Raw genomic sequence first — 24,085 nt, 5'->3', positions numbered from 1 at the left:
CCATGATCGATGAGCTCGGCATCGCTATGAAGGCGCGTGAGTTCATCGGACGTTGCGGACCCTTGGCATTGCCGGTTTCGGTCGATGCCTACGCCTCCCAGATCGGCGGGGAAGTGCTCAAGGAGGCGCTTGAAGAGAACGAGGACGCTTGGTCCTTCCGAGACAGCGCGGGCAAGTACCGGATCTGCGTAAATTGCGCGCATAACGCGCGGCGGCAACGGTTCAGCGTCTGCCATGAGGTCGCCCACGTCGTTCTTGAAATCGCCTCCGACCATGCGACGCCGAGCTGGAGCTATTCGCGCCGCCCCCCAGGCGAGATCGCTTGCGACGTTTTCGCGGCCGAGTTGCTGCTGCCCCATAAACTGTTTAAGCCCCGCGTCGACAGTGCCGACATGGCGCTCGCGGCTATTGGAAGTCTCGCGGACGAATTCGACGCGTCCCTGATTTCCACTGGCTCGCGCTTCGCGACCTTTTCCCGCGAACTGTGCGCGTTCGTTGTCTCCGAGGGAGGCAAGGTCCGGTACAGCGCCCGGTCGGCGCGTCTTCGCGAAGCGAAAGGTTGGATCAGGCCGGGTTCGTCTCTGCCGACGGACTCCTACAGCGCGCGCGTTCGCTCAGGTGAAACGCCGTCAGGGGTCGAGGACGCAGAGCCGGATTCGTGGTTCGAAGACTGGTCGCGCGACGCAGCGCTCTTCGAGGATGCACTCCACTTGGGGCAGTGGGACCAGACGCTGACGCTGCTGTGGTTTGACGACGATCAGATGGCGGCGCCCGCCCCCGAACGGAAACAATGGGACGAAGACTCCTATAGGTTGCGCGAGCTTGACGGGGTGCTTCCGTGGCCCAGCGGCAAGAAGCGCAGGTAGGCCACTTAGTGCGCCATCGGTGCCACCTCGTCCCGCCATCGAGCGGTTTGCGGGCTCACTATGCTTCCGCCTGCGGGCGAAGCCGCATTTTCCAACTCGAAAATATCGCAGAGATTCAAGCATACGGAATTGCGCTCTGCGGACATACTATGGGTCGGGTTTCACGAGATCCTCACTCGAAAGTTCCTCGTTGGTTTCAACGCCGATCTTGACGTACCTTGTTGGAGAGCTTGCTGAATGCGGGAGCGGCTGATCTCTCCTAATCGTCGCCTGGAGATACAATGACCGCTCTACCTCCTCTGCCGCTCAGCCCGTAGACGGCCGCTCTCGTTCCGCGGTACCCCGGTTACTGACTACCTCTCGTAGGCCAGACTTAATCGAACCCGCGTCGAGGTTGAGGCCGAGTGGCTACTTACTCTCCCCGAATGTTCGCTGTTCGGCGCAAAGGCGTCGGCGCAGCGGAAAAGGCACGGCTGCGCGAACTGCACACGGACTTCGGCCAAGGCGAGATCGATCGGCTCGCCGAACCGAAGCGACCACACGCCACGACGTCAAGGCCGTCGAACACCTCGTCCGCGATCGGCTCAAGTAGCTAGGCCTTGGAGCTATCGGCGAACTGACTGTGCACGGGCGACGACATCAACTCCGCTGCCTATGCTCTCACCGCGAAGCGCGCGGTGACGCGCGTCTGGCCGCCCAAGCTCCAGCGCCGTCATCGGCTCGCTGACGGCGCCGGCCGCGTCGCACCGCGACACCCCAACGCTCGCCCGTCCCCACGGGCAGCCCGCGACGCCTACCACGATGGGCAAGGAGATCGGGGTGTTCGCGTGGCGGCTGCAACGCATCGCCAGCAGATCAAGACGTCGGACTACGTCGCGAAGTTTTCTGGCGCCACCGGCACGTGGTCGGCGCACCTGCCGCCGCGCCGGACGTGGACTGGCTGGCCCTCTGCCGCACGTTCGTCGAATCCCTCGGGCTCGGTTTCAACCATCTCGCCACCCGAATCGAGCCGCACGATTGCCGGGTGGAACTTTACGGCCGCGTTAGACACGCCGGCGGCGTTCCGCATAATCTCGTCACCGACGCGTGGACCTACATCTCCCTGAGCTACTTCGCGCAGACTCCCATCCCCGGCGCGACTGGATCGTCCACGATGCCGCACAAGATTAACCCCATGCGCTTCGAGAAGGCGGAGGCGAATCTCGAGATTTCGGGCGGGCTGTTCGGCACGCTCGCGCAGACGCTGGTCACCTCGCGCCTCCGGCGCGATCTCACCGGCTCCTCGACCCAGCGCAATATCGACGTCGCGTTCGCACACTCGCTGCCCGCCCTAGATAATCTGCAGCGCGGGCTCGGCGAGATCTTCGCGGAGGACGTGCTCGCTGCCGAGCTCGAGGCGAATTGGGAGGTGCTCGCGGAGGCGATTCAGACGGTCGTCCGCGCTGAGATCGTTGTCAGTCGCTCGCGCATCGCCGACCCTTACGCCCTGCTGAGGGACCTGACCCGCGGTCGCCGAGTAGGCGCGGCCGAGTTGCCTGAATTCCTGCGCGGTCTCGACATCGGGGACGACGCGAACGCTCGCCTCCTGACTTTCACGCCCGCGACCTACACCGGATTGGCGTCCGCCATCGCCGACGAGTTCGGTTGCACCTAGCCCGAGCCCCTAGCGCAGCCCGATCTGGCCTGGCGGCTTGCCGGTCGCCTCCCACGGCTCAATGTCTGCGGCGTCGGCCTTTCGTCCTCCGCGAACGATCCAAGGAGGACAGCGCCTGCTGAAGTAAATGCAACAATTCTGTTGCAAATGCAACATCAATAGGCGGTCTGTCGCCGTTCCCCAGACGATCCAAACCCTGCCCGATCAGCTTCGCGCTCGCATCCGTCACGGGACGTCCGGCCAGAGCTCTGGTGACCAGCGAGTGGCTCAAGTCGAGCCGACGCGCGAGTTCCCGCCTGCTCCAGTGAGGATGCTCGCCGGCGAACTCCTGCAGCCGCTGGACGGCGGAGTGATCGACCTTTCCTCGGGGCATAGACCGCATTCGAGAGGAGGGGAGAACGACTCCATTTGCGACATTTTCGTTTTATATGCAACAACGATTGCTATAGGCTGCGGACCGTGGCGCTGCGTTGCGCGCCGAATTATATTGATGGGGTCCGATGTCCTGGAAGAAGAGCGCGATGGTCGCAGTCAAGGTAGAAGTGGGACCGTCGATCATGCTCCATAGCGGCGCATGGTTCGATTTCGCCTCGCCGCACACCAGCGACTTCACGGCCGAGGACATCGCCCACGGACTCGCGCACATCTGCCGGTATTCCGGCCAATGCAGCCGGTTCTACTCGGTGGCGGAACACAGCCTGCTGGTGAGCGACGTCGCCGAAGGATTCGAATTCGAAGCGCTTCTGCACGACGCGGCCGAGGCCTTCATCGGCGACATCACGCGCCCGCTCAAGCAGATGCTTCCCGACTTCAAGCGGATCGAAGCCGCGGTCCAGGATGCCGTCCTGAAGCGGTTCGGCATCACGTCCCCTCTTCCTCCTCAGATAAAGGAAGCCGATCTGCGGGTGCTCGCGGCCGAGCAAAGGCAGATCATGCCGCCGGGGACGGACGGCTGGCTCGCCGGGCTGACCATACGGCCTGCACCGATCGTGGTCCGCCACCTCCAACCGGAAACCGCTAAGCGGATGTGGCTCGATCGGTTCGAGACCCTGCGGCGGGAGAGGATTGTCAAGGGACAATCCCAGGTCCGGTGAAAGGCGGTGATATTTCTCCGGAACGGCTGGAGCGAGCGGCCGTTTGCGCCTTTATGCCGAAGCTGGACGCGTAACAGGGGCCGGGTCGATGTCATTGCGTAAGGACGTTTCGTTGGACGAGCTCGCCCGCGTCGGGAACGTCGCGCAGTTCGTGAGCTTCTCTCCCGATGCGAACCGACCGCGTCAGGAATTCTGCCGCGTCGCCGGGTTCGACGCCAACCACAGGTTCCCGTCTTTGGCGGACGCGCTCCGCAGCCTGATCGAGCAAAGTCCCGACGGGACGATTAACCTCCGCAGCTTCACGCCAGACAGTCCGAGGAGCCGCGACTTCCACTACGGCCTGTCCGATCTGACGAAGGCGGAAGCGCTGGTCCGAAGCATGTCGGCCGAGGGTCTCTTCGTCATCGCGAACGAAACGGTCGACGTTTCCGATGGCGGCGTATCCGGCGTCATCCAGGGCGGCGTGGCCGAGTTCGCGCCCGACGATACGCCACGCTGCGTCGAAAAGGGCGGCACGTCATCGCTGCCGCTGGACTGGGCGCTCGCCCTGATCGAGACGGTGTACGGCATCCCGGTCGAAACGGTCGACGCCGGTCGCGGGCGACTCGAGTTCAGCATTCATCCCAAGCCGCGTGGCTGGCGACGGACCCACACCCTGATGTGGGAATACGAAGGATCGGACAGCGCGCCCGCCATGGCGGCCGTCAAATGGCCGAACCGCTTCAGCCGATTGATCGGCGACAAGACGTTCGGTCTGTTGATCGCCCACGCCATGGGCCTGCCCGTTCCCCGGACGACCTGCATTTCGCGGCGCATCGCACCGTTCACGTTCGGCGAAGCGACCTCGTCGAAGGAAGTGTGGACCCGTACGTGCCCGCGCGAGCAGGAACCCGGCAGATTCACCACCATCAAGGGCTGGCTCGATCCGTTCCGCCTGCTCAACGCGGAGGACCCGAGCGGCGAAGCGATCTCGGCGGTTCTCTCTCAGGCCGCAGTCCCTGCTACTTTCGCCGGCGCCGCCATCACGGATGCGCGGGGTGAAGTCGTCGTCGAAGGCGCCGCCGGCGAAGGCGATCGCTTCATGCTCGGCCAGAAGGTGCCGGAACGCCTGCCGCAAAGCGTGGTGGGCGACGTCGAGGCGATCTATCACCGGACGAAGGAACGGCTCGGACCAGTGCGGTTCGAGTGGGTCCACGACGGCAAGCGCGTCTGGATCGTCCAGCTTCACAAGGGCGCCACGGACAGCGCGGCGTCCACGCTCGTTCCGGGCGAAGCCGACCGCTGGGAGACGTTCGACGTGTCGAGCGGCCTGGAAGAACTGCGCAATCTGCTGCACCGCCTGCCATCGGGCGTCGGCGTCCGCATCCGCGGCGAGGTCGGCTTGACGTCGCATGTGGCCGATCTGCTGCGCAAGCATCGGCGCCCCGCGCGTCTGACCGAGACCTCGGCGGCGTAGGCCGCCGTCTACGGTCCCTCGCCAGGATCGCTGCCTTTGCGCCGCCAAAGCACTTTTTTCTCGCCTTTGAAGACGCGATGTGCCGCCAGAGCGTGAGCTTCGATGTCGGGCACGCCCCCCATCACGGTCAACTCGACCACCGCGTCCTTGATCGGCTTCTTCAGCTTCTTGCGGCGCTCGTCGAAGGGAAAGTCGGCGATGGGCTTGAACGTGCTGCGTCCCCTCGGCACCGGATTGTAGATCGTGGCACCGCTGTTGATCGGACTGAGCGTGATGGCGTCGCGATGCGCAGCGACCAGGCTCTTCGTATCTAGCGTGATGACGGTCTGCGGTTTGTCGCGATAGGCCCGTGCACCGAGGAGTCCTTGAAGCCGATCCTTGGAGAGCCAGAAGAACACCCGCGCGTTCAACGTTTCGAACCACTCTTCGGGCGTCGTGCCGTCAGTCAGGCACTTTTCCAGCGCGGAGCGGGTCATCGGCTTCTGGTCGCGGACCACGGCCACCGGCAACCCGTCCCGCGATATCTTGACCGATTCCGGTCGGCGCTCGGATTCCAGCGTACGCCGCTCCTCGCCCCCGAGTTCGTAGAGGTCGAGCAGCGCAGTCGTCGACAGCAGGCCGTGGCGGGCGACCGACTCCCAACTTGCGTCTTCCGCCATGTGGTAAAGACGCGGATAGTTCTCCAGCAGTTCTTCTTCCGTCACCGCCAATCCCTTCGATCAATGACGCCAAACTTGGCGAATTGCGTCGATATCAACGATACGGGCGCGTTCGCAACCTTCTCGATGGACGCGATGAATTCGTGCGTTTCGGCGGTGAGTTGGTCGTAGGTTTGGGCCTTTCGGTTGTCGATGCTGATGTAGTCCGAAAACGACAATGCGATGTCGGTGGCCCCGTTGAGGATCGACGAACGACGAAGCTGCTCGAAATCGAACTCGGCGATCCGGCGCTTGTTTCCCGACACCGACCCGACTTCGGTTTCCTCGATCTCCTTCAGAGGCACGCCCGACCGTTTCGAAATCGTTTCGAAATCGAGCAAGATCCCCATGGGGCCCGACTCGCCGCCGACCCGGATCGGATATCGCCTCATGACCATGACGACCCTGCGCACGCGCGACGGAGCTATTCCGGCGTCTGCGAGACAGCCGGCCGCTGTGGTCTCTCGCGCCGTGACGTTCGGGTAGTGACCATGATGGATGCTCAGATCGGTGCCTTGCGTGCCTTCGAGCATTACACGCGTCCCCGACGAATAGGCCTTCTCGAGCTCCCAACCGACGGAGCGGACGAACGGCTGCAGGTCGGGATGATCTTTCGCCAGCCTGACGGGGCCGCCCAACATCGGCTGTTTACCTCGATTCAATATCTTACGGGCCAGCGCAGAGCCGGCGCCCGACTTTGTCGAACCGATCGTTCCGAGACCGCCTTCTTGGCTTTCGAACGCCACGTCGGCGTCTTCGATCACCATGGCCTGCTCGTCGATGACGATGCGATGCGCGGCGTCGCACTGTGCGATCTCGCGTAGAATTCGGGTCGGCGAGATCGTCGATCCCGCAGCGATCAATATTTTCGCAGCCGGATTGGACTGGGTGCCGGACGGCAATTGTCTGTAGTTGTACCTGGGATCCGCCACCTGATGGCCGGCATTGGGGCCGCCAACCCGCACCAGGATGCCGTAATCCGTAGCGATATGAGCGCAGATATGCCCTTTGCCTTCGCTACCGTACTGGCCGCTCACGATGACGTCGACGAGCGGAACGGCCTTGCCCGGGAATAGCTCGAGCCCAGCCACCGCCAAGGCAAGCAGCGACGCGGGCTCCTGATTGTGATTTTCGACGACCCTGTCGGCCGTGCCGTCCAGCGACCAAACGCCGGCTTCGGTCGCATCGGCCCTGACCTGATCGTACGTCATGCCAGTGTCGGCGACAGAACCGCGGTCTTCGTAGCGCTTCTTGACCACCTCGAACGGTGCCGTGACATGCACGTGGACGAGCCGATCGCCGTATGTCTCGCGGAGGTGTGCGACCTGCCGGGCGGTCCTGACCGCATCGACCAGGATCACGTCCTTGCCTTCGTGCTCGGCGACGTATCGAGCGATGCCGTCGCGGACCCATCGGCCGTCAGTGTCCACGTCCAACCGCTTGCCTGCCTCGATCAGCGCATCGCGTTCGTTCGGGCAACCCTCGTCCAACAGCAACGTCCGCGTCGAAATCCGATGGGAGCTGAATCTACGAAGCAGCTCCTCGGCCAAGGCCGACTTTCCGACCGCAACCGGTCCCGAGATCGCAATAATGTAACGCACGCATAAACCTCTGATTGAAATGCCACTCGCAGGGTAAGTGTTGCGCGCCGCTCTTGTCCACACCGAACCGATCTTCCGGACGAAGTATCAAGGGATGTTCGCGGCCGAAGCCGCCCGCGGCAGCGGTGCGCCGCGTACCCTTGCATCCGAGCTGGTGCACCGCGGGATGCAGAACTGATTGGATGGCCGAACGGGACTTCGCCGCCCTCGGCCCGATGCGCGGCCTATCAGCTCAGCTCTTCCAGATCGTGCGCGTCTTCCAATCTTGAGGAAAACCCATCTTATCGATGGGAGTGTCGGGAAACTCATCGATCAGGTCCTTCAACCTCTGCGTCCAGTTCGATGGCCCCGAGCATTTGTTGAGCATGATCTTGAGGCTTACTGCCTGGGCGTACGTCCGGTCGTTCGGATTCAGCTCGTCATCATACTGCCTGATGGTCGTGGGCTTCAGCGTGTACACGCGGTTCCAGATGCGGCTGTGATGCGCGCATAGGTTTCGCAAGTAGGAGAGCGAAAGGCACCAGGACTTCAGTGCCGGCTCTTGAAGTCCGATCAGCCACGCGACCGACTTCGAATTCGCCAAGTTGAGGTTTCTGACCAGGTTCGCGAGGCTACCGAAGGATATCGCTTCGACGATCATCCACGAAGGCGGCATGTCCGGCACGTCGTAGCTCTCATAGTAATGTGCGATGTGCACCGCCCTCTTCCGGGGATCGGAATGACCGATCTCGTCCTTCAGCTTCTGCAGAAGCTCGGCATGGTTCGTCGAGGCAGCAAAATGCTTAGGATCCAGAAACCAGTGAGAGCCGTGCTTGATCCCGAGGGACTCGGTGAGGGCCGAGCGGATCGCAACCTCGATGCGATCGATCGCGTCAAGGAAAATAACGCGAAGCTTCCGGTCGAAGGAGTAGAGCGTCGCAATCTGATCGAACGTGGTTCCGGCGTGGAATTTGTGTGTTCGGTCCGTCGATTGGAACGGCCGCATGTACGCGGACAGGCGGTAATAGCCTATATGTCTGAGCGACATCTGGGCCGCTGCCCGGTCCGGAATCGTCAAACCCCGGCCTTCCAAGAGGGCCAATTGGTCGGACACCGACAGCGCCGGCTTCGTAAACGTTCGCGACTCTCCGCACAAAAGAAAACCCCCCTGGTGCGCATCGTTGAGAGGCGTGGGGGGTGTTGATGCGTCTTATTTACCGATTCCATCGAATGTAGTCAAGCCGTCCCACAACTCGAGGTTAACAGATTGTGGCAACATACTGCAACCGGCGCAAACTCCTCAATCCACTTGGATTTTCCGCGGCGTCGTTGCGGTACCAAGCCACCTCACGTTTCACCGATGGCCGCGCGCCCAGCCTGGTCCGTACGGACGGAAGGATCCCGGTCTGGCCAGCATATGCCGGCGGCCGGCAGCGCGACGACAGTTCGTCAACGCCACGTCGGCGAGATCGACGAAAGTGCCGTCGCTGACGGCCCGGCAAGCTTGTGCCACCTGGATCGCGGCTGCGGCGACCGCCGTCGAGGGCACGCCGAGACTGCGGCCGGCGATCGTCAACGCCCCGCAGCGATCGATGCGACCGGCGTCGACGAGCTCTTGGAGCGCCGGGACAAGCGTAACTTCCAAGTGACCGTCCAGCTGAGGCCACGCCTGCTCGGGCGAGCGCCCTCCGGGGAAGCCATGGAGCCGAATGTCGAAGATCTCCGAGGGCGTGGCACCGAGGCCGGCATCGAGGACGAGGTCGAAGTTCGAACCGGCCGCCGCGCGCCGAGCCGCGAGATTGTCGACGCCGACGATCGCCAGGCCGGGCTCGTCCGCCGAGCGCTTGATGCCATCGGCGAACCTGCTTTCGATGACCGTGGTGCCGAAGCCACGCGCCTCCGCCCACGACGCCGCGTTGCGAGCCTTTTTGCGGCCAATCCAGTCGGGCTTGGTCAACAACTGGAGGCGAGATTGCCGACTTCGGACTTCTCCGCGTCCTGAAGAAACAGGGAGACCATGCCCGTATCGGCATACGGGAGAAGTCCTATCGTCCACAGCGCGGCCTGACCGAGATTGCCGAGCCCCAACATCCAGTACGCCGCGGGCAGGTAGGCGAGATCGATGCCGGCAGCGTCTTCGCAGCCCGGCGACAACGCCGACAATCTTGAAGCCCTGCGACAGGCGAGCTTGTCTCCGAGCACGACACTGCGGAAGACCTCGCCGATGCCCATGGCGGCCGCCATCACGCCGCCGATTTCGCTGCCGCCCCGGGGCAAATCGGCCGGCGCCTGGATGCCGACAAGGCCTGCCCAGCCATCGGCCCAGCATAGCGCCCCGCCCTGCATCCGCCGACGCTCGGTACCGACGTGCAAGCCGATGGCGTTCGCGGGCGCACCCGTAGAACGGCACCGCGCGAGTTCGAGATGCCGACGGATGGGCCATCTGCCGAGCTGCCCGACAACGGTCGTGTCGCCAAAATCGGAGCGGAGATAGACGCCGCCGGGAAACATCCGCACGCCGCATTCCGCCGCGGTAAGCAGCGCCGCCTGGATCCACGGCGCGCCAGTCGCGGCATCGGCGCTCAGAACCAGCGCGGCCTGATCGAGCCTTCGCCGCGCCTCGTCGTAGCCGACATGCCCGTCGCCGCGCATGAGCAGTTGCGCCAAGCGATCATCTTCGATCGAAAGGTTCGTGCGAACCTCCTGACCGCGAAGTACCTGCCGGCGTCGTCGCTGCGATCGGTCCACTGCCGGCGGCCGCGATATTCGTAGATGCCGATTTGGCCCGGCAGGTACGTACGATCCGCGAAGTTCGGCACGATGATCGCGACGTGCCCGACCTCCGGTAGCATCGGGTTGTCGCGATCGGTCTGGCTCTGACCGACGCCGCCGCGATGGGTGTGGACGTCGGCGACGACCTCCAGTCCTTCGCGGCGGCATAGATCCCAGACGACGTCCATCTTCGAACCGTCGAACAGGATCGCCCCCGCAACGCGTGCGGATCGACATCGTCGTAGGGCAGAAACGCTTCGATCGTCCTGAGGCCGTCGACCCGGCGGCCGAGAAGGAAGCCGCCGCTCTCGCGACGGCCCCGGCCGCACTCACGCAGCAGCGCCAACGTTTCCAGCCACAAACTCCTGCGGCAGTTCAAGCGCCGCGGCGGGAAGACTAGCGCCCCGAATATTCCGTAGAATCGAGAAGGCCATGTACGGTCTCCAGCAGAAAGACGATCGTCTTGTCGGCAGTCCAGCAGAGTTCGTGGTACTGACCGGGCCAATGGCTCCGCGCGAACCGGTCGACGGGGTGGTAGAGGCACGGCGTCGACCTCTGGGTAAACGAGACCATCGTGCCGCCCTGCTTGTTCTTGGGCCGGTGCGCTTCGGCCAGCGGCTGGTTGTCGCGGCCGTGCCAAAGCTGCGAGGTCGGCGCTGTCGCCGGATATCCGGAACAGTCCGACCGCAGCAGGAAGCCGGTCGGGCCGCTGAGACGAACGGGCGCCGCGACGAAGAACATCGCGATCGGGAACTTGTTGCCGAGCAAGGCCCAGCGACCCTGGCGCGCATGAGAGCGTCGTGATCGGGTCACATGGTCTAGCCCTGCGGCTCCACCTTGAAGACGAGATCGAGGACGATCGACTTCTCGCCGCGAGCCGCCTGGCCAAGATGCGAGTCCGACGGCAGCACGTCGCCGTCGTGTTTCAACTGAAAGTCGATCGGATCCTCGGTGGGCGCAAGCTTGCCGACCGCCCACCGCGTCACCTTCGCGCTCGTGGCCGACGTACGGAACGGGTGCTCGACGTGACGGCGCTGGTAGCGGACCGTGGTCGCGATCTTGCCCGGCTTGGCGACGTGAAGCGGCGCGAACTCGACCGACAGATGCTCGATCAGGACGGAGTCGGGGCCGAGCGGCTCCTCGGCGTCCTCGACGTAGACCTCAAGCAGGCATTCGATCCCCGTCTTGATGACGGCGATATCGACGAACTCCTTCACGGTGGTGGCAGGGCCGATCTCCGCGTCGGACTATCGCCGGTTTTCGAAGTTGATCAGTCGGGGCGAGGTCAATCAGTTCTCAAATCAGTCTAGGATTCGGCCGGCGAAAGAGCGGGACCTTCCGATGGCGTGCCGATGAAATCACGCGCTTTGGGGATACGTACCACTCAGACCGCCGCGAGACATTCGGGCGCCCGGAACCGTCGATATTCCGCTGTCCTTTCCTATGTAAGAGCGCCCCGCCATCAAACGTGAGACGGTCGATCATAAACTCGGGCCGCGCTCCTCTCTGGCTCTTCCGGCACTACCGATGGCGACAGAGGAACCGCTCAAGCTCATAGCCGTGGCCTTGGCCGGCAAAGCCACTGAACGACCACGGCCGCGATGATCGTGCCTACGACCCGTTCAGCCATTTCGTCATCGAAGGTCATCCTGCCGCGCCACTAGCTAATCAACCAAGTTGGTATAGGAAGAGGCTCCCGGACCCCTAGACGGCTTTCGGCTTATCAAAAGTAAGCCGGTGGTCCAGGTCAAAATCTACCGGCCTTTCCGGCACCTGAAGGGTACGCTCTCTCTGCAGAAGCGAGAAAGCCCGCAAGAGCATGTCGCTTCCGCTGACCCGATCGACGTGCAGCCTGTCACCATCGACGTGGTATGTCGGAAACAACTCCATCCATGCCGCCGTCACGTCCACAGGGAAAAATCCGTATTTTTCTCCTTCCATCTTGAACGCGTGGCCTTGGATGTAGAGGCGCACTTCGCGATCCATCGATATGCGGCGGCACTCCGTTTTGAAGCGATGGCGCCAGCCGTGGTTGGGCGCGACCGAGCCCTTCTCGATTTCGGCGACCTTGCGTGCCCACTCGGCGAGCCCTTCCGCGCGGGTCTTGTGCACGACGAGAGGATCGTCCTTCAGCTTCTCGGCGTCGAAGAACAGCGGCAGCCCCTCGCGTTCGAGCACGAATTCGAGAAAACCCTGCTCGATGAGATGACGGTGGATGGGAACGATGCGCGGGCGCCCGTTTTTGCTCTGCTGGATATCGATGCCCCACACGCCCGCTTCGAACAGGATGTGTTTCGACTCCAGCCGCGTCATCTCCGCGACCCGCGCGCCGGTGTAGGCGAGCAACCAGGGGACCCACCGCCGGGCGTTCGCGACGTCCGGCGAGGCGTCCCCCTGAGGCTCCAGGCTTGCCCTCAGGATCGCGAAGACCTCCCCGTCGCGAAGATCCTTCTCTCGCTTGCGCGGCAGCGGCTTACCCTCGAGGACGATCTCGTCGCAAGGGTTTACCTTGATCACGCCTTGTTTGCGCGCCGAGTTGAATATCGTCTTGATGGCTGCGAAATATCCGTCCCTGATGCGGATATCGCTCAGGTCTCGCTCGATCTTCAGATGCTCCAGCCATTTCCGCAGCTGATCGCTCGTCACATCCGACACGTCGTTGCTGCCGACGAACGCGATGTACTGGTCGACGCAGGCCTTGAAGGCGGCATGCGTCTCCGGCTTTGCTTGAGGCCTTCTCCGTATCCAGGCGGCGCACATGCCGGACAGCGTCGTGTTCTCTAGGCTGGGCCATTCGGGATAGAGATCGGCGTCGGGATCGGGTCGAAGATCTCCGCCCGCCTTTCTGATGGCGACGCGGCACGCGTGCTTGGCGGCATCCTGCGCGGCCGCGATCAGGAGCCAGCGGACGCCGTGGCTCACGGTCAGGCCGCGGGCCGCCAGTACGGCTTCCACGTGATCGCCATGGAGAAATTCGAGCCGATCGTCATCGAAGGCGGGCGAGGTGAACTCCCTCTCGATCTCGCCGTCGATCTCCTGCAAGACCCGAAGCGTATGGCTCGCGCCCTCGCGGGTATTCGGATCCTTGGGCGGATAGAGCTTGAGCCAGCGCCGGTGGATCTCGCCGGCGAACGCCTGGATGTGGATCCGGGTGAGTTCGCTCGATTGGCCGCTGCGCAATTCTGCCCATCTGGCTTCCACGGCACGATCGTGCTTTTCCCATGCCGACTGGGCGAAGGTCGCGTTCCTCCCCAGACGCTTCTTCTCCTCCCGTTTGTCGTGCTTGGGACCGTTCCCTCCGGAATTCGCGTCCAGTTCGCGCAGCACCCGCCGCACGTCGTCGGGAATTCTTCGACGGTAATGGTAGACCCCGCTCTTGTCGCGGATAGGCCCCCGCTCTTTCTGTTCTTTGTTTTTCGGCACGAGGACGCTCACAAGGGCTGGCGATGGATGCCGGCCGGCCATTATGATCCGATACCGTGAAATATTTCCTAAGCTGGCCCGACCTCCCCGAACGTGTGCTCATTGAGCGTCCGACGAGGCTTGCCCCGCCCGACCGGAAGAGAGAGTTGCCGTAGCAGTCATCGGATGGCAACTCGAACCGGATTGCTCGCAAGCCCCGCGCACCCGTTCTTGGATGACTTTCCTGCTATCGTTTTGGACAGAGCGAAAGCCCCCGAAGGGAGGCGGCCGGATCTTCATGCCTCGTATACCGCAAAGGCTGCCCGCAGATTGCAAGCGCAAACCAACGACTGGTCTTTCTTGGCGAGCAGCTTCTTGAGCGGCGCTTGAGCGTTCGTCCCCAAAAATTGGAAGGGAAAAATCGAAACGCGACGCTAGGACACGGCCGCCCGTGCTCGTTCCGCAGCTTGCCTTCGACGCTCCGGACGTTCTCGCCGTCGCCGAACTCGTTCCGCGGGCAGCCGCTGCGCCACTATCGTCGTGTCGGACTGCTCGGCGGGAGCCGCCTCGACCGGCTGATCGACGGCGGACCGTTCCTCCATGAATTCGAGCACGGCGCGGCCCTGGTCGGTGATCCTCCAGCCGCCATGCTCGCGCGCGACATGACCTTGCGTGAAGATGTCGAGGTCCGGCACGCGCGCGGCCAGCCGCTTGGTGCGATCGGCCCAGTCGCGGCCGCTCGTCGCTAGAAGCGCCATGTCGCGCTTGAGATCGTCCATGACGGCGAAACCATCGGGATAGCTTACCAATATCTTCAACACCGTGACCTGGAAATTCACGCTCGCCCCTCAGCGCCACATGGTCGGTGCTTGCGACAGGGCTTTGCGACCGATCTGCTTCAGGTCCTCGGGCGAGATCTCGCCCCTATTGGCGGCCTCGAGGATTTTGGACGCGACATGCGTACGCGCGCCCATCTCGGACCGCGAGACGTTCGCGCAGACCTCATCGAGAACGGCGCGCAACAGCGCCTTCATGGCCTGATCGAACATAAAAGCCCCCCTTTGGCCTTTGCTATCCTAGCGCAGTTTTTTGGATCTTGGGATTCAAGAATGTTAAGGATCGCGAACAGGCAGCCGAACTGGGGGCGCGCGACGACCGCATGACGACGATACCTGAACCGCCGGCGCCGCGGCCGAAAAGCAACGTGGCACAGATCGTGTCCGCCGCCGTGGCCATCGTGGCGCTCGCCGGCATCTACTTCCAGGTTCATCTGACGCGGGTCAACGCCCAGCGCGCCAGCGCCCGCCAGGTCTATCTCGCCTACAGTCAGGCCACCCTGCAGAATCCCAGGCTGGCGAGGCCGAACTATCTCCGGATGAAGTCCGATCCGGATCCGACGGAACTTGTGCGGTACCAGATCTACGTCGCGAACATGCTCACGGCCTACGACGAGATCTTCCAGATCATCGACGACAAGGAATGGGTTTCTTCCTTCGAGTACGACATCGAGGATCACCTGCCCTATCTTTGCAAGCAGAACGACAAGAAGTACTTCGCGAGCTTCACCCCGAAGACGCGAAAGCTCGTCGACGGACAGAAGAAAGCGCGTTGCGGCAATCTGGCCCCCATCCTGAAGAACGCGCCCACCTACCCCTGAGACGCAAGGTCCTCGGGGATTCACAGGCTCTCGGACGACGGCGGGGTGAGACGGGCCACGTCGTCCCTGATTGCCTGGTCCGCCAACAGACGGAGTACGTTCGCCGGGAGGCGGGGCGAATGCGCGAGGTCGTCCCTGCCGTTGGCGAAGCCGTGCCGATAGCTGGCTGACCTGTTCGCGGACGGTTCGGGATTGTCGGGCTTACGTCCGTCGAGGTAGCCCTCGACCATCTCGTCGAGGAAACGCTCTTCCGGCGTGCGTTCGTTCGTCATTTCGGTGCCTTCTCCATTTGCGGAACATCCTCAGTCGTGACAGGTGCGACCGTGTCGCCGCCGTCGCAGCTGCCCGCGAGATTCCGCTTCCACGGCAGGAGCGGCTCGACGATGGGATCGATCAGGTAGCCCAGGTCGACAGTATGGTCCTGCACGAGGTCCCAGCCGTTCTCGCCGAAGATCAGCCGCATCCAGGATTCCTCGTCGTTCCTTTCGACGACGAGCTCGATCCGGTCGACGTCGAGCAGGATCTCGAGGATCGTCTCTCGGTCGGCGGAGCGTTCGAACTCCTCGCCGGACGCGTCGGTGACGACGTAGCCGTCCGCCAGCAGAGCGTCGATCAGCTTCGTGGCGATCTTCTTGTCCAACCGGTGGACTTCCCGGCGTTTGGCGACGTGGAGGAGGCGTTTGTCGAACTCCTCGTCGGTCTCGACGTGCGCCTTCGAATACCTGCCGCTCGTGCGCAGGAACTTATCGACAATCATCGACATGCCCAGCTCGCGGTCGCGCACGGCGTCCGCCGTCTTCACTACGGTGGCGTGCAGTGCGTCGAGCTTGCCTTTCTGGTAGGGAAAATCTCTGGCATAAGGCCGCCAGTGGTAGAGCCTGAACGTCTCGTATTCGTCCTCGCGGTCGTGGACGCGCCATGCGCCGTCGAGTTCGAGCGCGGTCCTGATGGCGTCGGCGCCCGGCAGGTTGCGCGCGACGACCACGCCGTCTTCGCCGATGTCGGCTGCCGGGAGGTACACCGTGAACCGACGCATGTCGCAATCGCCCGTCATTTCAGCATGCCCTCGATCTTGAGGACGTCGTCGGGCGAGTTCAGCACCAGCACGCGGATGCCGTGGTCGCGCCGGTCGGCATCGGGCTGGTTCCAGGGTAGATACGGCTCGCAGATCGGATCGACGATGCGCTCGAGATCGGCGCTGTAGTCGGCGACCACGTCCCAGCCGCACTCGTTGAAGATCAGGCTGATCCAGCCGCGCTTCTTGCCCTTGTGGACCGCCAGCTGCGCGGTTTCGACCGCCCAGAGATAGTCCAGGATGCCGTCGCGGTCGGTGGAGCAATCGAACTCCGGCTCGTCTTCCTGCAGGTCGCAGGTGATCGTGTAGCCGTCGGCGAGCAGGCCGTCGACCAGCTTGGTCGCGATCTCGCGGTCGATCCGCCGCACCTCGCGCGCCTCCGTCACGCGGCGCAACCGCTTGTCGAAGACGTCGTCGTCTTCGACCCGGCCCTCCCAGTAGAGATGGTTGAAGCGGATGCACTGTGCCGCGATCATCTCGAGCGCGACCGCCCTGTCGCGCTCGGCGTCGGCGGTCCGGATGACGGTCGCGTGCAGACGCTCGGTGAAGGAGCGTTCCGGCGGACGCTTGTCGGGCGCTGCCGCCCAGACGAAGTGCATGAACGTGCCGAAGTCCTCCTCGTGAAGGTGGACGCGCCAGCCGCTCCGGTGACCGAAGACGATTTTCATCGCCTCCACCGCCGACATCCCCCGGGCGATCACGGTGTCGTCCTTCTCGATGTCGTCCACCGGAAGGTAGACGGTGTAGGCTCGGTTCATGCTCATGACGCCCTTCCCTCGAACTCCACTTTTTCCAGATACTCGTCGGTCTTCTCGCGCCGCAGCGCGTCCGCCTTCTCCTCGAAGCGCTTCCAGTCGACGGAGTCCTCGAACGCCTCATAGGCGCCGCCCTCGGCGATATCGTGATAGAGGTCCCTGTCGATGTCGGCGTCGACGACGGCGCCCAGCAGGACGCAGAGCTCGTTTCTGTCCCACTTGTCGATGGGCTTGGCGATCCAGTCGCCGATATAGTCGCTGTAGTACGGAACGAATCCCGGATACGGCGTAAACCAGTCGACGATCTCGTCGTTCAGCCGCCGGTGCCGCTCGCTCATGCTCGCATAGAACAGCTTCTTCGCGCTGCGCAGGGGCATCGTGGCGAGGATGCGGTCGGTCGTGACGTTGTATTCGCTGGGGCTGTCGAGCCTGGAGAACTTCAGTCCCAGCCGGAAGCCGAGCCTCTCGGACATCGCGCCGTCGAACCCCTCGCAGAAGCGTTTGGCGATGCCGGTGCAGAGCCGCGAGACGCTGCTCGTCTCGGAGAGGAGCTCCGCGATCTCGACCTGGTCGAGGCCCCCTTCGGCCCTCTCTTCCTCGACATGCATTCCCGCGTAGAGCTCCTCGATGTCGGTGAGCAGCTCTTCCCAGTGGGTCTGATAGAAACCGCCGAAGGCCGGCAGGAAGGTTTCGAGTTTCTTGTTGGTGTTCTTGGTCATGTGGTGGCTCTGATGCTCGTGTTGCGGTTCGCCGGACGCTCCCGGACGAGGCGCCCGCCGAAGAACACGCGCGGGTCGTGCTCCAGAACCTCCTCGAAGAATTCGAGCGCGCGGACGTGATCGGTCTCGATGCGTCCCGTCCGCGGCACCACGCCGCGGAGCACGGGCTCGAAGATCTTGTCGGCGAGCCGTCGGCGCCCGATGACGTATTCGCGCAGGTCTCCGCGGTTGCGATAGAACATCTCGGCACCGCGCCCGCCGCCGTGCTCCAGCGCGATGACGAGCGCCCGGGCGATGCTGACGTCGTGGGCGATGATCTCCTCGACGCCGTCGCGCTTGACGCTCATCCGGTAGCGGACGGCATTGTGCAGCCGGCGCGGCGCCGCGATGAAGACTGAATGCCAGTGCTCCACCGTCGGCGCGCGCCCACCCTCCTCCGGCCGGTTCATCGCAGGCTCCTCTCGGTGATCTCAGCCACCTTCCCGCGCCATCGCGCCTCCACCAGGGTCCAGAAGCGGCTCCAGTCGACCGAATGCTCGAATGCGTCTTCGGCTTGGTGCTGGGCGATCGCGGTGATCGCCGACTTCTCGAGCCCTGCCGCGGTGACCGTCTGCAGCAGCTCGCCGAACACCGCGCGATCGAGCGGCCGCAGGCGGCGCAGCGCGATCTCGTAGGCCCGTTCGCCGGATCCGCGGACGATCTCCGCGAGCGGCGCGAACGCCGCCGGCAGGGTGCCGTCGTCCACGTGGAGGCCGACGATGCGCATGACCGTCGGCAGCGGGATGCCCGCCACGACCCGGTCGGCGCCGGCGTCGTATTCCTGGAAGCGCAGGCCCTCGCCGAGATCGTGCGCGGCCGACAGATGAGTGCGGAAGATCTCGAAGAAGGACCTCGATAGCGCCGAGCGCTGCCGTGCTTCGTCCACGGTCTCTTCGAAGATCTCGAGGTACTCCTCGGCGTCGAGCACGTGGTCGTTCATCGCGATCAGCTCGCGGCTCTGTGCGGCCTGCAGCCTGGGGCCGGAGAGCAGCGCCGCCCAGCCGGGCGACGCGAAGCCGGAGAACTCCGGCAGGTGGGCTTCGAACATCGGAACGATCCGCATTTCCTTCTTCCTTTCGTTTCGGTCGGGTTAGAGCTTCGCCGTGTCGCCGGAGAGCGCGCGGCGGCGCGCCGCGGCGGTCGCGGCGAACCGCTCCCAGTCGACGGCCGCCTCGAACGCCGTGCTGACGTCGCTTCCGCCCGTCATGTCGGCGTAGAGCCGCTCGTCGATCTCGGGATCGACGAAGCCGGCGAGCAGGTCGCAGAGTTCGGTGCGGCTCCAGCGTTCGATCGGCTGGGCCAGCCATTGCTTCACGGCCTTGTCTTCCTCGGCAACGACGCCGTCGTCGGCCGCGAGCCGGTCGCGGATCGAGCCCAGAAGCCGCTGGTGCCCTTCTGCGGCGCTTCTCTCGAGCAGCTTGGCGGCGCTGCTCGCCGGCATCGTCGCGAGGATGAAGTCCGTGGTGCCGCCGTAGGCGGGCGGGATGTCGAACTCGGCGAACTTCAGCTCCAGCTCGAAGCCGAGCCACCGCGAAATCTCCGCGTCGTAGCGGCGGCAGAAGCTGTTCGCGAGCGCATCGAAGAAGCGCGACGCCTCGCTCGTCTCGCGCAGGATCGCGCCGAGATCTGCCGCGGTCAGTTCGTCGGCGGCTTCATAGCGCGCGAAGCGGTCCGCGCAGCTCTCTAGGGCGAACGGAAACAGGTCCGTCCATCGCGTGCCGTGGAAGCCGCCGAAGCCGGGCAGGAACGTCGTCAGTCTCGCCTCGGTCACGTCGCTCTCCTCGTGATGTTGCAGGTGTTCGTACTCCTGGTCGGCCACGACGCGGCCGCGCCAGAATTCGCCGGGATGCTGCAGCAGGACTTGCTCGAAGACCTCGAAGGCCCTGTCGGCGTCGTGCCCGGGATGCTGCGACGGCTGCAGGACGGTGTACGTCGCGCATTCGAACGGGCCGTCGGCGGCGGGACGCCAACCGATCGCGAAGTAGCGCAACTCGCCGACGTCGCCGTATACGATTGCGGGCTTGCCCTTGCCCCCGTGCTCCAGCGCCAGCACCAGCGCGCGGGGCAGCGACACGCCGCGGGCGACCACCTCCTCGGCCCCGGCGGCGTTCTCGATGAGCATGGTGTAGGTGGACTGCATGGTTTCCTCCGATCTCAGTGGACGTGCCGGCCCGCGAACGCCTCGTCGGCCACGATGCGGCCGTCCCAGAATTCGTGAGGGTGCTGCAGCAGAACCTGCTCGAACGCCTCCATCGCGAGCTCTGTATCGAGCGGCAGATCGTCGGAGCGCGGCATCGCGATGTGCCTTGCGCACTCGAAGGAGCCGTCCTCGGCGAGCCGCCGCCCGATCGCGAAGTAGCGCAGCCGGCCGACGTCCTTGTGGACGACCTCGGCCTTGCCGGCGCCGCCGTGCTCCAGCGCGATGACGAGCGCGCGCGAGGACGTGACGCCGCGCGCGACGATCTCGCCCGGCTGGCCGCAGCGGTCGATGAACATGGTGTAGGTGAAGTCGGACATTTCTTCTCCTTCACGCCGCGTAGCGCGGCAGCTTCTCGATCTCGCGCAGCGCCACCAGCGGCCAGGTCTCGCCGTAGTCGCCGGCGGTCCGCGTGGAAGCATGGCCCTGGATGATGTTGCGCACCTCCTCGCTCATGCCGACCAGGCGGCTGACGGATGAGAAGCGGTGCCGCCAGCCGTGATTCGGCGCGACGTCGCCGTCGATGCCGAGCGAGCGGACCCACTCGGCGAGGCGCTCGGCGACCTTCTTGTGGTGCGGGTTCGAATCCTTCGCGCCGCGGCTGCGGTCTGGGTCGTAGAACAGCGGCCGGCTGCCGCTCGATTTCGCGAGATCCAGAAGGCCCATCTCGATCAGGTGGCTGTGCAACGGCACCTCGCGGTAGCTGCGCGTCTTCGCGTCGGCGCCGCGGATGCGGATCACCCAGATGCCGTCGCGCTTGACGAACGAGGCGCCGGTGACCGGCGTGATCTCGTTGACCCGCGCGCCGGTGTAGGCGCAGATCCACGGCACCCAGCGCCGCGCCGCCCTCATCTCCTTGCTGATCAGATGCGAGAACGTGCGCAGCGTGGCCGACAGGATCGTGGTCGCCTCCTCGCCGTCGAAGCCCTTCTCGCGCTCCTTGACCTTCTTAGGCACGCGCACCTTGACCTCCTTCGCCGGATTGGCGGGAAGCAGGCGCTGATCGACCGCGAACTGCAGCGTTGCCTTGGTCGCCGCGATGTAGACGTCGCGCACCGTGATGTTGGACATGCCCTCCGCGAGCAGGGCGTCCTTCCAGGCGACCAGGTCGGCGGGCTGGATCGAGGCGGCATCGTCGTGGCCGAGTCGCGCGATCAGGCGGTCGATCACCGGCGACCACCGCTTGACGGTACCGTGGGAGAGCTTCGCCTCCTTGGCGTAGGACTTGAACACCTGGCGCAGCGGCACCGGCGCCTTCGGCGCCCCTCCGGCCGGCGCCGTCGGCGAGGCTGCCGTCGCGGACATGGATGCCGTCGCGGATACCGGTGACGAGGCGGGCGCGGCCGGCATCGGCGCGGTGTCGGGGGCGGCCGGCGCCGGCTGACGGGGCGCCGCAGGCGCGCGCGAGAATTTGGCGTCCAGGTAGGAGGCGAAGTGCTCCGAATTCCTGAAGCGCGTGCCGTCGATCTCGGCCCATGCGCGCTCGAGCCGCGCCAGCTCCTCGAGGTTGCGGATCCGCGCCACGGCGGGGTCGCGCGTCTGCAGCGAGAACTTGATCTCGCGCCTGCCGACGACGTCCTTCAACCGTTCGGGGACGCGCTTCCGGAACAGATAGATTCCGCTTTCCGGATGGCGCTTGGGCGTAAACAGCGCGTTAACCATGATCCGTGTGTACCGTCGTTGTGTACCGACGGCCGGTCCGGAAAACCTTTATGTTTCAAAAGGTCCGCTGTTTTTCAGGGGTTTTCGAGTTTGCTGGCGGAGAGGGAGGGATTCGAACCCCCGATAGGCTTGCACCTATGCCGCATTTCGAGTGCGGTGCATTCAACCACTCTGCCACCTCTCCTGAAGGCGCCATTGAGGGGCTGCGGCCCCTGTGGTTGGGGGCGTTAATAGGCGAGGATGGCGGGCCAGACAAGGCGCGGGAGACGAAAATCGGGACGGTTTTCCGCCGAACCCTGCGACGGTCGCGGTGCTGGCGGCGCCGATTGCGGATTTTGGCGCGCGTTTGAGCGTTTCGGGGCGGAGTTTTCGCCTCGCCCGGCGCGGGGGCCGAGGCCGCGGACGCAGGGGCGAATCACGGCTCAAAGGGAAAGCAGAAGGGGGGTGGGACCGCCAGACGCGGTAAACACTGGCGGTCCCGTGCCGCTCATTGAAATACTGGCCAGGAAGGGCGGCTTCGCCGGCCGAGTGAAAGCGGCGATTTCGACCGTAGCGTGTAGCCCGCATGGCGCAACGCAATCCGCCCCTTAACCTAACCGGTCAAGGTTACTCCTTGTCTGACTTGCTCTTTTTCTTCCCGTTCTCCGTGGAATCGCGGTCCTTGCCGTTACCGTTCTCCTTGCGGCGGTTGGTGAAGCGCGCATTGCCGAGCCCGGTGCCGATGGTGAGCACGCCCCAGCGCCCGACATCCTGCATGAACGGCACTTCCGACAGGCCCTGAACGACGCCGTCATTGTGCATCAGGATCGCCGTGTCGTGCTCGCCGATGACGGGGATCGCCTCGATGAGGCTCGCCGGCAGGTTGAACTTGCTGCTCTCCCAATTGCCCGGCAGGTTCTGCGCGCCCTTCTCGATCGAGCCGTCCGCGTTGATCACGCCGGGGCAGGCGATGCCGATGAAAGGCGCGAGCTTGTAGCCTTCGTTCTCGGCTTCCGTGATCAGCCCCTTCAGCATCTTGGTGAGCCGCTTCACCGCGCCTTCGCGCGTCGGTTCGTCATCGGCATGACGCCACAGTTCGGAATGCACCACCCTGGCCTTCGACAGATCCTTGGCCTTCTTCCAGCTGGTTTCCACCAGGCCGCAGCGGATGTTGGTGCCGCCGATATCGACGGCGAGGATGCTGTCATGGGCCTCGAAGATCCAGGACGGCGCCAGATGCAGCGCGCCGATCAGGCCGGCTTCGTCGGGATGATGGCGGATCGGTTGCAGGTCGATCTTGAGGTCCTCCGACTTCAGGATGATCTCGGCACGGGCGATCACGAGCTCGCCGAGCCGGGAATCGCGAAAGCCGCCGCCGACGACGATGCGCTCGGTCTTGGCCCAGGCCTTGGTCTTGAGGAAGCGGCGCGTGACATAGGCGAGCTCCTGGGCGAAATCCTCGATCGCACTGTGCACCACGGCCGAGGCCTCGGTGTCGTCGCCGACCAGGATGGCGTCCAGCGTCTTCTTGTTGATCTCCTCCGTCGGCACCTTGCCGAACGGGTCCTCCCCCGTCTTGCGCAGCGGCTTGCGCCAGCGATCAAGGATATCCCGGAACGCGCCCTTGCTGGCGCGGTCGCCGAGAAAGCCGTCCTCGTCCTTGATCTCGATGTTGAAGCTGTCGACATCCACCGACGGCAGCCGCTCGGCGCCGTGCTGGGCGATGCCCGTTGTCTTGACCAGTTCGTCCGTTGCCATGATAGCCCTTGCCCGCGAGAGATTTGCGAGGACAACGGCGAGGGAACCCGTTGGTTGCAGCCCGGGCCGAGATTCCCCTCGGCCCCTGCAAACGCTCCAAATCCTTCAGATCTCGGGCCTTTTCCCGCGGTTTTCCTTGACTCGCGGCGTCCAGCGGCTATAAGTCCCACAGCCGGCGCGGGGCGTTTCTCGCGCCGCTTGCTTTTGCGTGGGTTTTCAAAGGGGTAAGTCCCGCCCGCACAAACGCGCATAAACCCTTAGCGACTGACAAAAAGCCGGCCCCGACGATATCCGTCGCGAGGCCGGGATTGAACACGAAGGAAAAAAACGATGTTCGCAGTCATCAAAACCGGCGGCAAGCAATACCGCGTCGTGCCGGATGATGTCCTGGAAGTAGGCAAGATCGAAGGCGAAGTCGGCTCGATCGTGCAGTTGAATGAAGTTCTGGTGGTCGGCGGCGACACGCCGGTGCTGGGCGTCCCGACGGTGGCAGGTGCGTCCGTTGCGGTCGAGGTGCTCGACCACAAGCGTGGCCCCAAGGTCATCGCGTTCAAGAAGCGCCGCCGCAAGAATTCGCGCCGCAAGCGCGGCTACCGCGACGAGATCACCGTGCTGCGCGTCAGCGAGATCCTGACGGACGGCGCCAAGCCCACCAAGGGCCCGCGCCCGAAGCGGGAGAAGGTGGCCAAGGAGCCGGCAGCCGAAGCCGCCGAGTAACGAGA

At 64.3% G+C, this 24,085-nt stretch carries 28 protein-coding genes and 1 tRNA gene; 7 read left to right on the top strand and 22 right to left on the bottom strand.

Annotation, left to right across the window (positions count from 1 at the left end; translation table 11 throughout):
• The first annotated feature begins 2 nt into the window (after positions 1-2).
• The 4 genes from FJV43_RS18105 (at position 3) to FJV43_RS18085 (ending at position 5,070) form a co-directional block, all read left to right on the top strand.
• A complete protein-coding gene (locus FJV43_RS18105) occupies positions 3-866 on the top strand; it encodes an ImmA/IrrE family metallo-endopeptidase (protein WP_239629031.1) in 864 nt (287 codons plus the stop codon).
• A 901-nt stretch (positions 867-1,767) separates the two neighbouring features.
• Complete coding sequence (locus tag FJV43_RS37155; RefSeq protein ID WP_256457581.1) at positions 1,768-2,520, top strand: lyase family protein; 753 nt, start codon at positions 1,768-1,770, stop codon at positions 2,518-2,520.
• Between the two features lie 521 nt (positions 2,521-3,041).
• The gene (locus tag FJV43_RS18090) at positions 3,042-3,614 is read left to right on the top strand and encodes a hypothetical protein (RefSeq protein ID WP_239629029.1); all 573 of its coding nucleotides are present in this window, start codon (positions 3,042-3,044) and stop codon (positions 3,612-3,614) included.
• A gap of 88 nt (positions 3,615-3,702) precedes the next feature.
• On the top strand, positions 3,703-5,070 hold the full coding sequence (locus FJV43_RS18085; protein WP_239629027.1) for a hypothetical protein: 1,368 nt from the start codon (positions 3,703-3,705) through the stop codon (positions 5,068-5,070).
• 8 nt (positions 5,071-5,078) lie between these two features.
• On the opposite strand, the gene FJV43_RS18080 is transcribed toward FJV43_RS18085, so the two are convergent.
• The 6 genes from FJV43_RS18080 to FJV43_RS18055 all read right to left on the bottom strand — a co-directional run bounded on the left by FJV43_RS18080 (position 5,079) and on the right by FJV43_RS18055 (position 10,308).
• The gene (locus FJV43_RS18080) at positions 5,079-5,774 is read right to left on the bottom strand and encodes a hypothetical protein (RefSeq protein ID WP_239629026.1); all 696 of its coding nucleotides are present in this window, start codon (positions 5,772-5,774) and stop codon (positions 5,079-5,081) included.
• Positions 5,771-7,318, bottom strand: coding sequence for an adenylosuccinate synthetase (locus FJV43_RS18075; RefSeq protein ID WP_239629024.1), 1,548 nt, complete (start codon positions 7,316-7,318; stop codon positions 5,771-5,773). Before FJV43_RS18075 ends, FJV43_RS18080 begins: the two co-directional genes overlap by 4 nt.
• A gap of 283 nt (positions 7,319-7,601) precedes the next feature.
• The gene (locus FJV43_RS18070) at positions 7,602-8,462 is read right to left on the bottom strand and encodes an Abi family protein (RefSeq protein WP_239629023.1); all 861 of its coding nucleotides are present in this window, start codon (positions 8,460-8,462) and stop codon (positions 7,602-7,604) included.
• Between the two features lie 240 nt (positions 8,463-8,702).
• A complete protein-coding gene (locus FJV43_RS18065; RefSeq protein WP_239629021.1) occupies positions 8,703-9,305 on the bottom strand; it encodes a hypothetical protein in 603 nt (200 codons plus the stop codon).
• Positions 9,302-10,015 (bottom strand): hypothetical protein, encoded by a 714-nt coding sequence (locus tag FJV43_RS18060; RefSeq protein ID WP_239629019.1) that lies wholly within the window; start codon positions 10,013-10,015, stop codon positions 9,302-9,304. Before FJV43_RS18060 ends, FJV43_RS18065 begins: the two co-directional genes overlap by 4 nt.
• On the bottom strand, positions 9,931-10,308 hold the full coding sequence (locus tag FJV43_RS18055; RefSeq protein WP_239629018.1) for a hypothetical protein: 378 nt from the start codon (positions 10,306-10,308) through the stop codon (positions 9,931-9,933). The genes FJV43_RS18060 and FJV43_RS18055 overlap by 85 nt, the downstream gene beginning before the upstream one ends.
• Positions 10,309-10,343: 35 nt before the next feature.
• Between FJV43_RS18055 and FJV43_RS18050 the strand changes: the two genes are divergently transcribed.
• A complete protein-coding gene (locus tag FJV43_RS18050; RefSeq protein ID WP_239629016.1) occupies positions 10,344-10,520 on the top strand; it encodes a hypothetical protein in 177 nt (58 codons plus the stop codon).
• Here the strand turns inward: FJV43_RS18050 and FJV43_RS18045 are convergent.
• From FJV43_RS18045 to FJV43_RS18025, 5 genes are all read right to left on the bottom strand, one after another.
• Positions 10,517-10,888, bottom strand: a complete 372-nt coding sequence (locus tag FJV43_RS18045; protein ID WP_239629014.1) for a hypothetical protein — start codon at positions 10,886-10,888, stop codon at positions 10,517-10,519. The genes FJV43_RS18050 and FJV43_RS18045 overlap by 4 nt on opposite strands.
• Positions 10,889-10,938: 50 nt before the next feature.
• A complete protein-coding gene (locus FJV43_RS18040; protein ID WP_239629012.1) occupies positions 10,939-11,337 on the bottom strand; it encodes a hypothetical protein in 399 nt (132 codons plus the stop codon).
• Positions 11,338-11,824: 487 nt separating this feature from the next.
• Positions 11,825-13,543 carry a tyrosine-type recombinase/integrase gene (locus FJV43_RS18035; RefSeq protein ID WP_239629010.1) on the bottom strand — a complete coding sequence of 573 codons (1,719 nt, stop codon included), beginning with the start codon at positions 13,541-13,543 and terminating at the stop codon, positions 11,825-11,827.
• Between the two features lie 413 nt (positions 13,544-13,956).
• Entirely contained in the window at positions 13,957-14,361 is a 405-nt protein-coding gene (locus FJV43_RS18030; protein WP_239629008.1) for a hypothetical protein, read from the bottom strand.
• 9 nt (positions 14,362-14,370) lie between these two features.
• Positions 14,371-14,571, bottom strand: coding sequence for a hypothetical protein (locus tag FJV43_RS18025; RefSeq protein WP_239629005.1), 201 nt, complete (start codon positions 14,569-14,571; stop codon positions 14,371-14,373).
• A gap of 155 nt (positions 14,572-14,726) precedes the next feature.
• Between FJV43_RS18025 and FJV43_RS18020 the strand changes: the two genes are divergently transcribed.
• Complete coding sequence (locus FJV43_RS18020) at positions 14,727-15,179, top strand: hypothetical protein (protein WP_239629003.1); 453 nt, start codon at positions 14,727-14,729, stop codon at positions 15,177-15,179.
• A gap of 20 nt (positions 15,180-15,199) precedes the next feature.
• On the opposite strand, the gene FJV43_RS18015 is transcribed toward FJV43_RS18020, so the two are convergent.
• From FJV43_RS18015 to FJV43_RS17965, 11 genes are all read right to left on the bottom strand, one after another.
• Complete coding sequence (locus FJV43_RS18015) at positions 15,200-15,451, bottom strand: hypothetical protein (RefSeq protein ID WP_239629001.1); 252 nt, start codon at positions 15,449-15,451, stop codon at positions 15,200-15,202.
• Complete coding sequence (locus FJV43_RS18010; RefSeq protein ID WP_239628999.1) at positions 15,448-16,164, bottom strand: hypothetical protein; 717 nt, start codon at positions 16,162-16,164, stop codon at positions 15,448-15,450. Before FJV43_RS18010 ends, FJV43_RS18015 begins: the two co-directional genes overlap by 4 nt.
• A 65-nt stretch (positions 16,165-16,229) precedes the next feature.
• Positions 16,230-17,018, bottom strand: coding sequence for a hypothetical protein (locus tag FJV43_RS18005; protein WP_239628998.1), 789 nt, complete (start codon positions 17,016-17,018; stop codon positions 16,230-16,232).
• On the bottom strand, positions 17,015-17,728 hold the full coding sequence (locus FJV43_RS18000; protein WP_239628996.1) for a hypothetical protein: 714 nt from the start codon (positions 17,726-17,728) through the stop codon (positions 17,015-17,017). The genes FJV43_RS18005 and FJV43_RS18000 overlap by 4 nt, the downstream gene beginning before the upstream one ends.
• On the bottom strand, positions 17,725-18,177 hold the full coding sequence (locus tag FJV43_RS17995; protein WP_239628994.1) for a hypothetical protein: 453 nt from the start codon (positions 18,175-18,177) through the stop codon (positions 17,725-17,727). Before FJV43_RS17995 ends, FJV43_RS18000 begins: the two co-directional genes overlap by 4 nt.
• Complete coding sequence (locus tag FJV43_RS17990; protein WP_239628992.1) at positions 18,174-18,830, bottom strand: hypothetical protein; 657 nt, start codon at positions 18,828-18,830, stop codon at positions 18,174-18,176. Before FJV43_RS17990 ends, FJV43_RS17995 begins: the two co-directional genes overlap by 4 nt.
• Positions 18,831-18,857: 27 nt before the next feature.
• Positions 18,858-19,907 carry a hypothetical protein gene (locus FJV43_RS17985; protein ID WP_239628990.1) on the bottom strand — a complete coding sequence of 350 codons (1,050 nt, stop codon included), beginning with the start codon at positions 19,905-19,907 and terminating at the stop codon, positions 18,858-18,860.
• A gap of 14 nt (positions 19,908-19,921) precedes the next feature.
• Positions 19,922-20,284, bottom strand: coding sequence for a hypothetical protein (locus FJV43_RS17980; RefSeq protein WP_239628989.1), 363 nt, complete (start codon positions 20,282-20,284; stop codon positions 19,922-19,924).
• A gap of 10 nt (positions 20,285-20,294) precedes the next feature.
• Positions 20,295-21,626: a DUF6538 domain-containing protein gene (locus FJV43_RS17975; protein WP_239628987.1), complete on the bottom strand. Its 1,332-nt coding sequence runs from the start codon at positions 21,624-21,626 to the stop codon at positions 20,295-20,297.
• Between the two features lie 94 nt (positions 21,627-21,720).
• A tRNA-Ser gene (locus FJV43_RS17970) sits at positions 21,721-21,810 on the bottom strand.
• Between the two features lie 422 nt (positions 21,811-22,232).
• Entirely contained in the window at positions 22,233-23,363 is a 1,131-nt protein-coding gene (locus FJV43_RS17965; protein ID WP_239628986.1) for an ROK family protein, read from the bottom strand.
• Positions 23,364-23,693: 330 nt separating this feature from the next.
• On the opposite strand from FJV43_RS17965, the gene rplU reads away from it, so the two are divergent.
• Positions 23,694-24,080, top strand: a complete 387-nt coding sequence (gene rplU / locus FJV43_RS17960; RefSeq protein ID WP_124163569.1) for a 50S ribosomal protein L21 — start codon at positions 23,694-23,696, stop codon at positions 24,078-24,080.
• Positions 24,081-24,085: the final 5 nt, after the last annotated feature.

The organism is Bradyrhizobium sp. I71 (assembly GCF_022354745.1).
Lineage (GTDB): Bacteria > Pseudomonadota > Alphaproteobacteria > Rhizobiales > Xanthobacteraceae > Bradyrhizobium > Bradyrhizobium liaoningense.
The sequence above is the reverse complement of the archived record's forward strand: the minus strand, read 5'-3'. Positions and strand labels throughout refer to the sequence as shown.

Coding starts and splice junctions, on each gene's coding strand:
- FJV43_RS18105 (WP_239629031.1), top strand. CDS start 3: ATGATCGATGAGCTCGGCATCGCTATGAAGGCGCGTGAGTTCATCGGA.
- FJV43_RS18090 (WP_239629029.1), top strand. CDS start 3,042: ATGGTCGCAGTCAAGGTAGAAGTGGGACCGTCGATCATGCTCCATAGC.
- FJV43_RS18085 (WP_239629027.1), top strand. CDS start 3,703: ATGTCATTGCGTAAGGACGTTTCGTTGGACGAGCTCGCCCGCGTCGGG.
- FJV43_RS18055 (WP_239629018.1), bottom strand. CDS start 10,308: ATGGACGTCGTCTGGGATCTATGCCGCCGCGAAGGACTGGAGGTCGTC.
- FJV43_RS18025 (WP_239629005.1), bottom strand. CDS start 14,571: ATGTTCGATCAGGCCATGAAGGCGCTGTTGCGCGCCGTTCTCGATGAG.
- FJV43_RS18015 (WP_239629001.1), bottom strand. CDS start 15,451: ATGACGAACGAACGCACGCCGGAAGAGCGTTTCCTCGACGAGATGGTC.
- FJV43_RS18005 (WP_239628998.1), bottom strand. CDS start 17,018: ATGAGCATGAACCGAGCCTACACCGTCTACCTTCCGGTGGACGACATC.
- FJV43_RS18000 (WP_239628996.1), bottom strand. CDS start 17,728: ATGACCAAGAACACCAACAAGAAACTCGAAACCTTCCTGCCGGCCTTC.
- FJV43_RS17995 (WP_239628994.1), bottom strand. CDS start 18,177: ATGAACCGGCCGGAGGAGGGTGGGCGCGCGCCGACGGTGGAGCACTGG.
- FJV43_RS17990 (WP_239628992.1), bottom strand. CDS start 18,830: ATGCGGATCGTTCCGATGTTCGAAGCCCACCTGCCGGAGTTCTCCGGC.
- FJV43_RS17985 (WP_239628990.1), bottom strand. CDS start 19,907: ATGCAGTCCACCTACACCATGCTCATCGAGAACGCCGCCGGGGCCGAG.
- FJV43_RS17980 (WP_239628989.1), bottom strand. CDS start 20,284: ATGTCCGACTTCACCTACACCATGTTCATCGACCGCTGCGGCCAGCCG.
- FJV43_RS17975 (WP_239628987.1), bottom strand. CDS start 21,626: ATGGTTAACGCGCTGTTTACGCCCAAGCGCCATCCGGAAAGCGGAATC.
- FJV43_RS17965 (WP_239628986.1), bottom strand. CDS start 23,363: ATGGCAACGGACGAACTGGTCAAGACAACGGGCATCGCCCAGCACGGC.
- rplU (WP_124163569.1), top strand. CDS start 23,694: ATGTTCGCAGTCATCAAAACCGGCGGCAAGCAATACCGCGTCGTGCCG.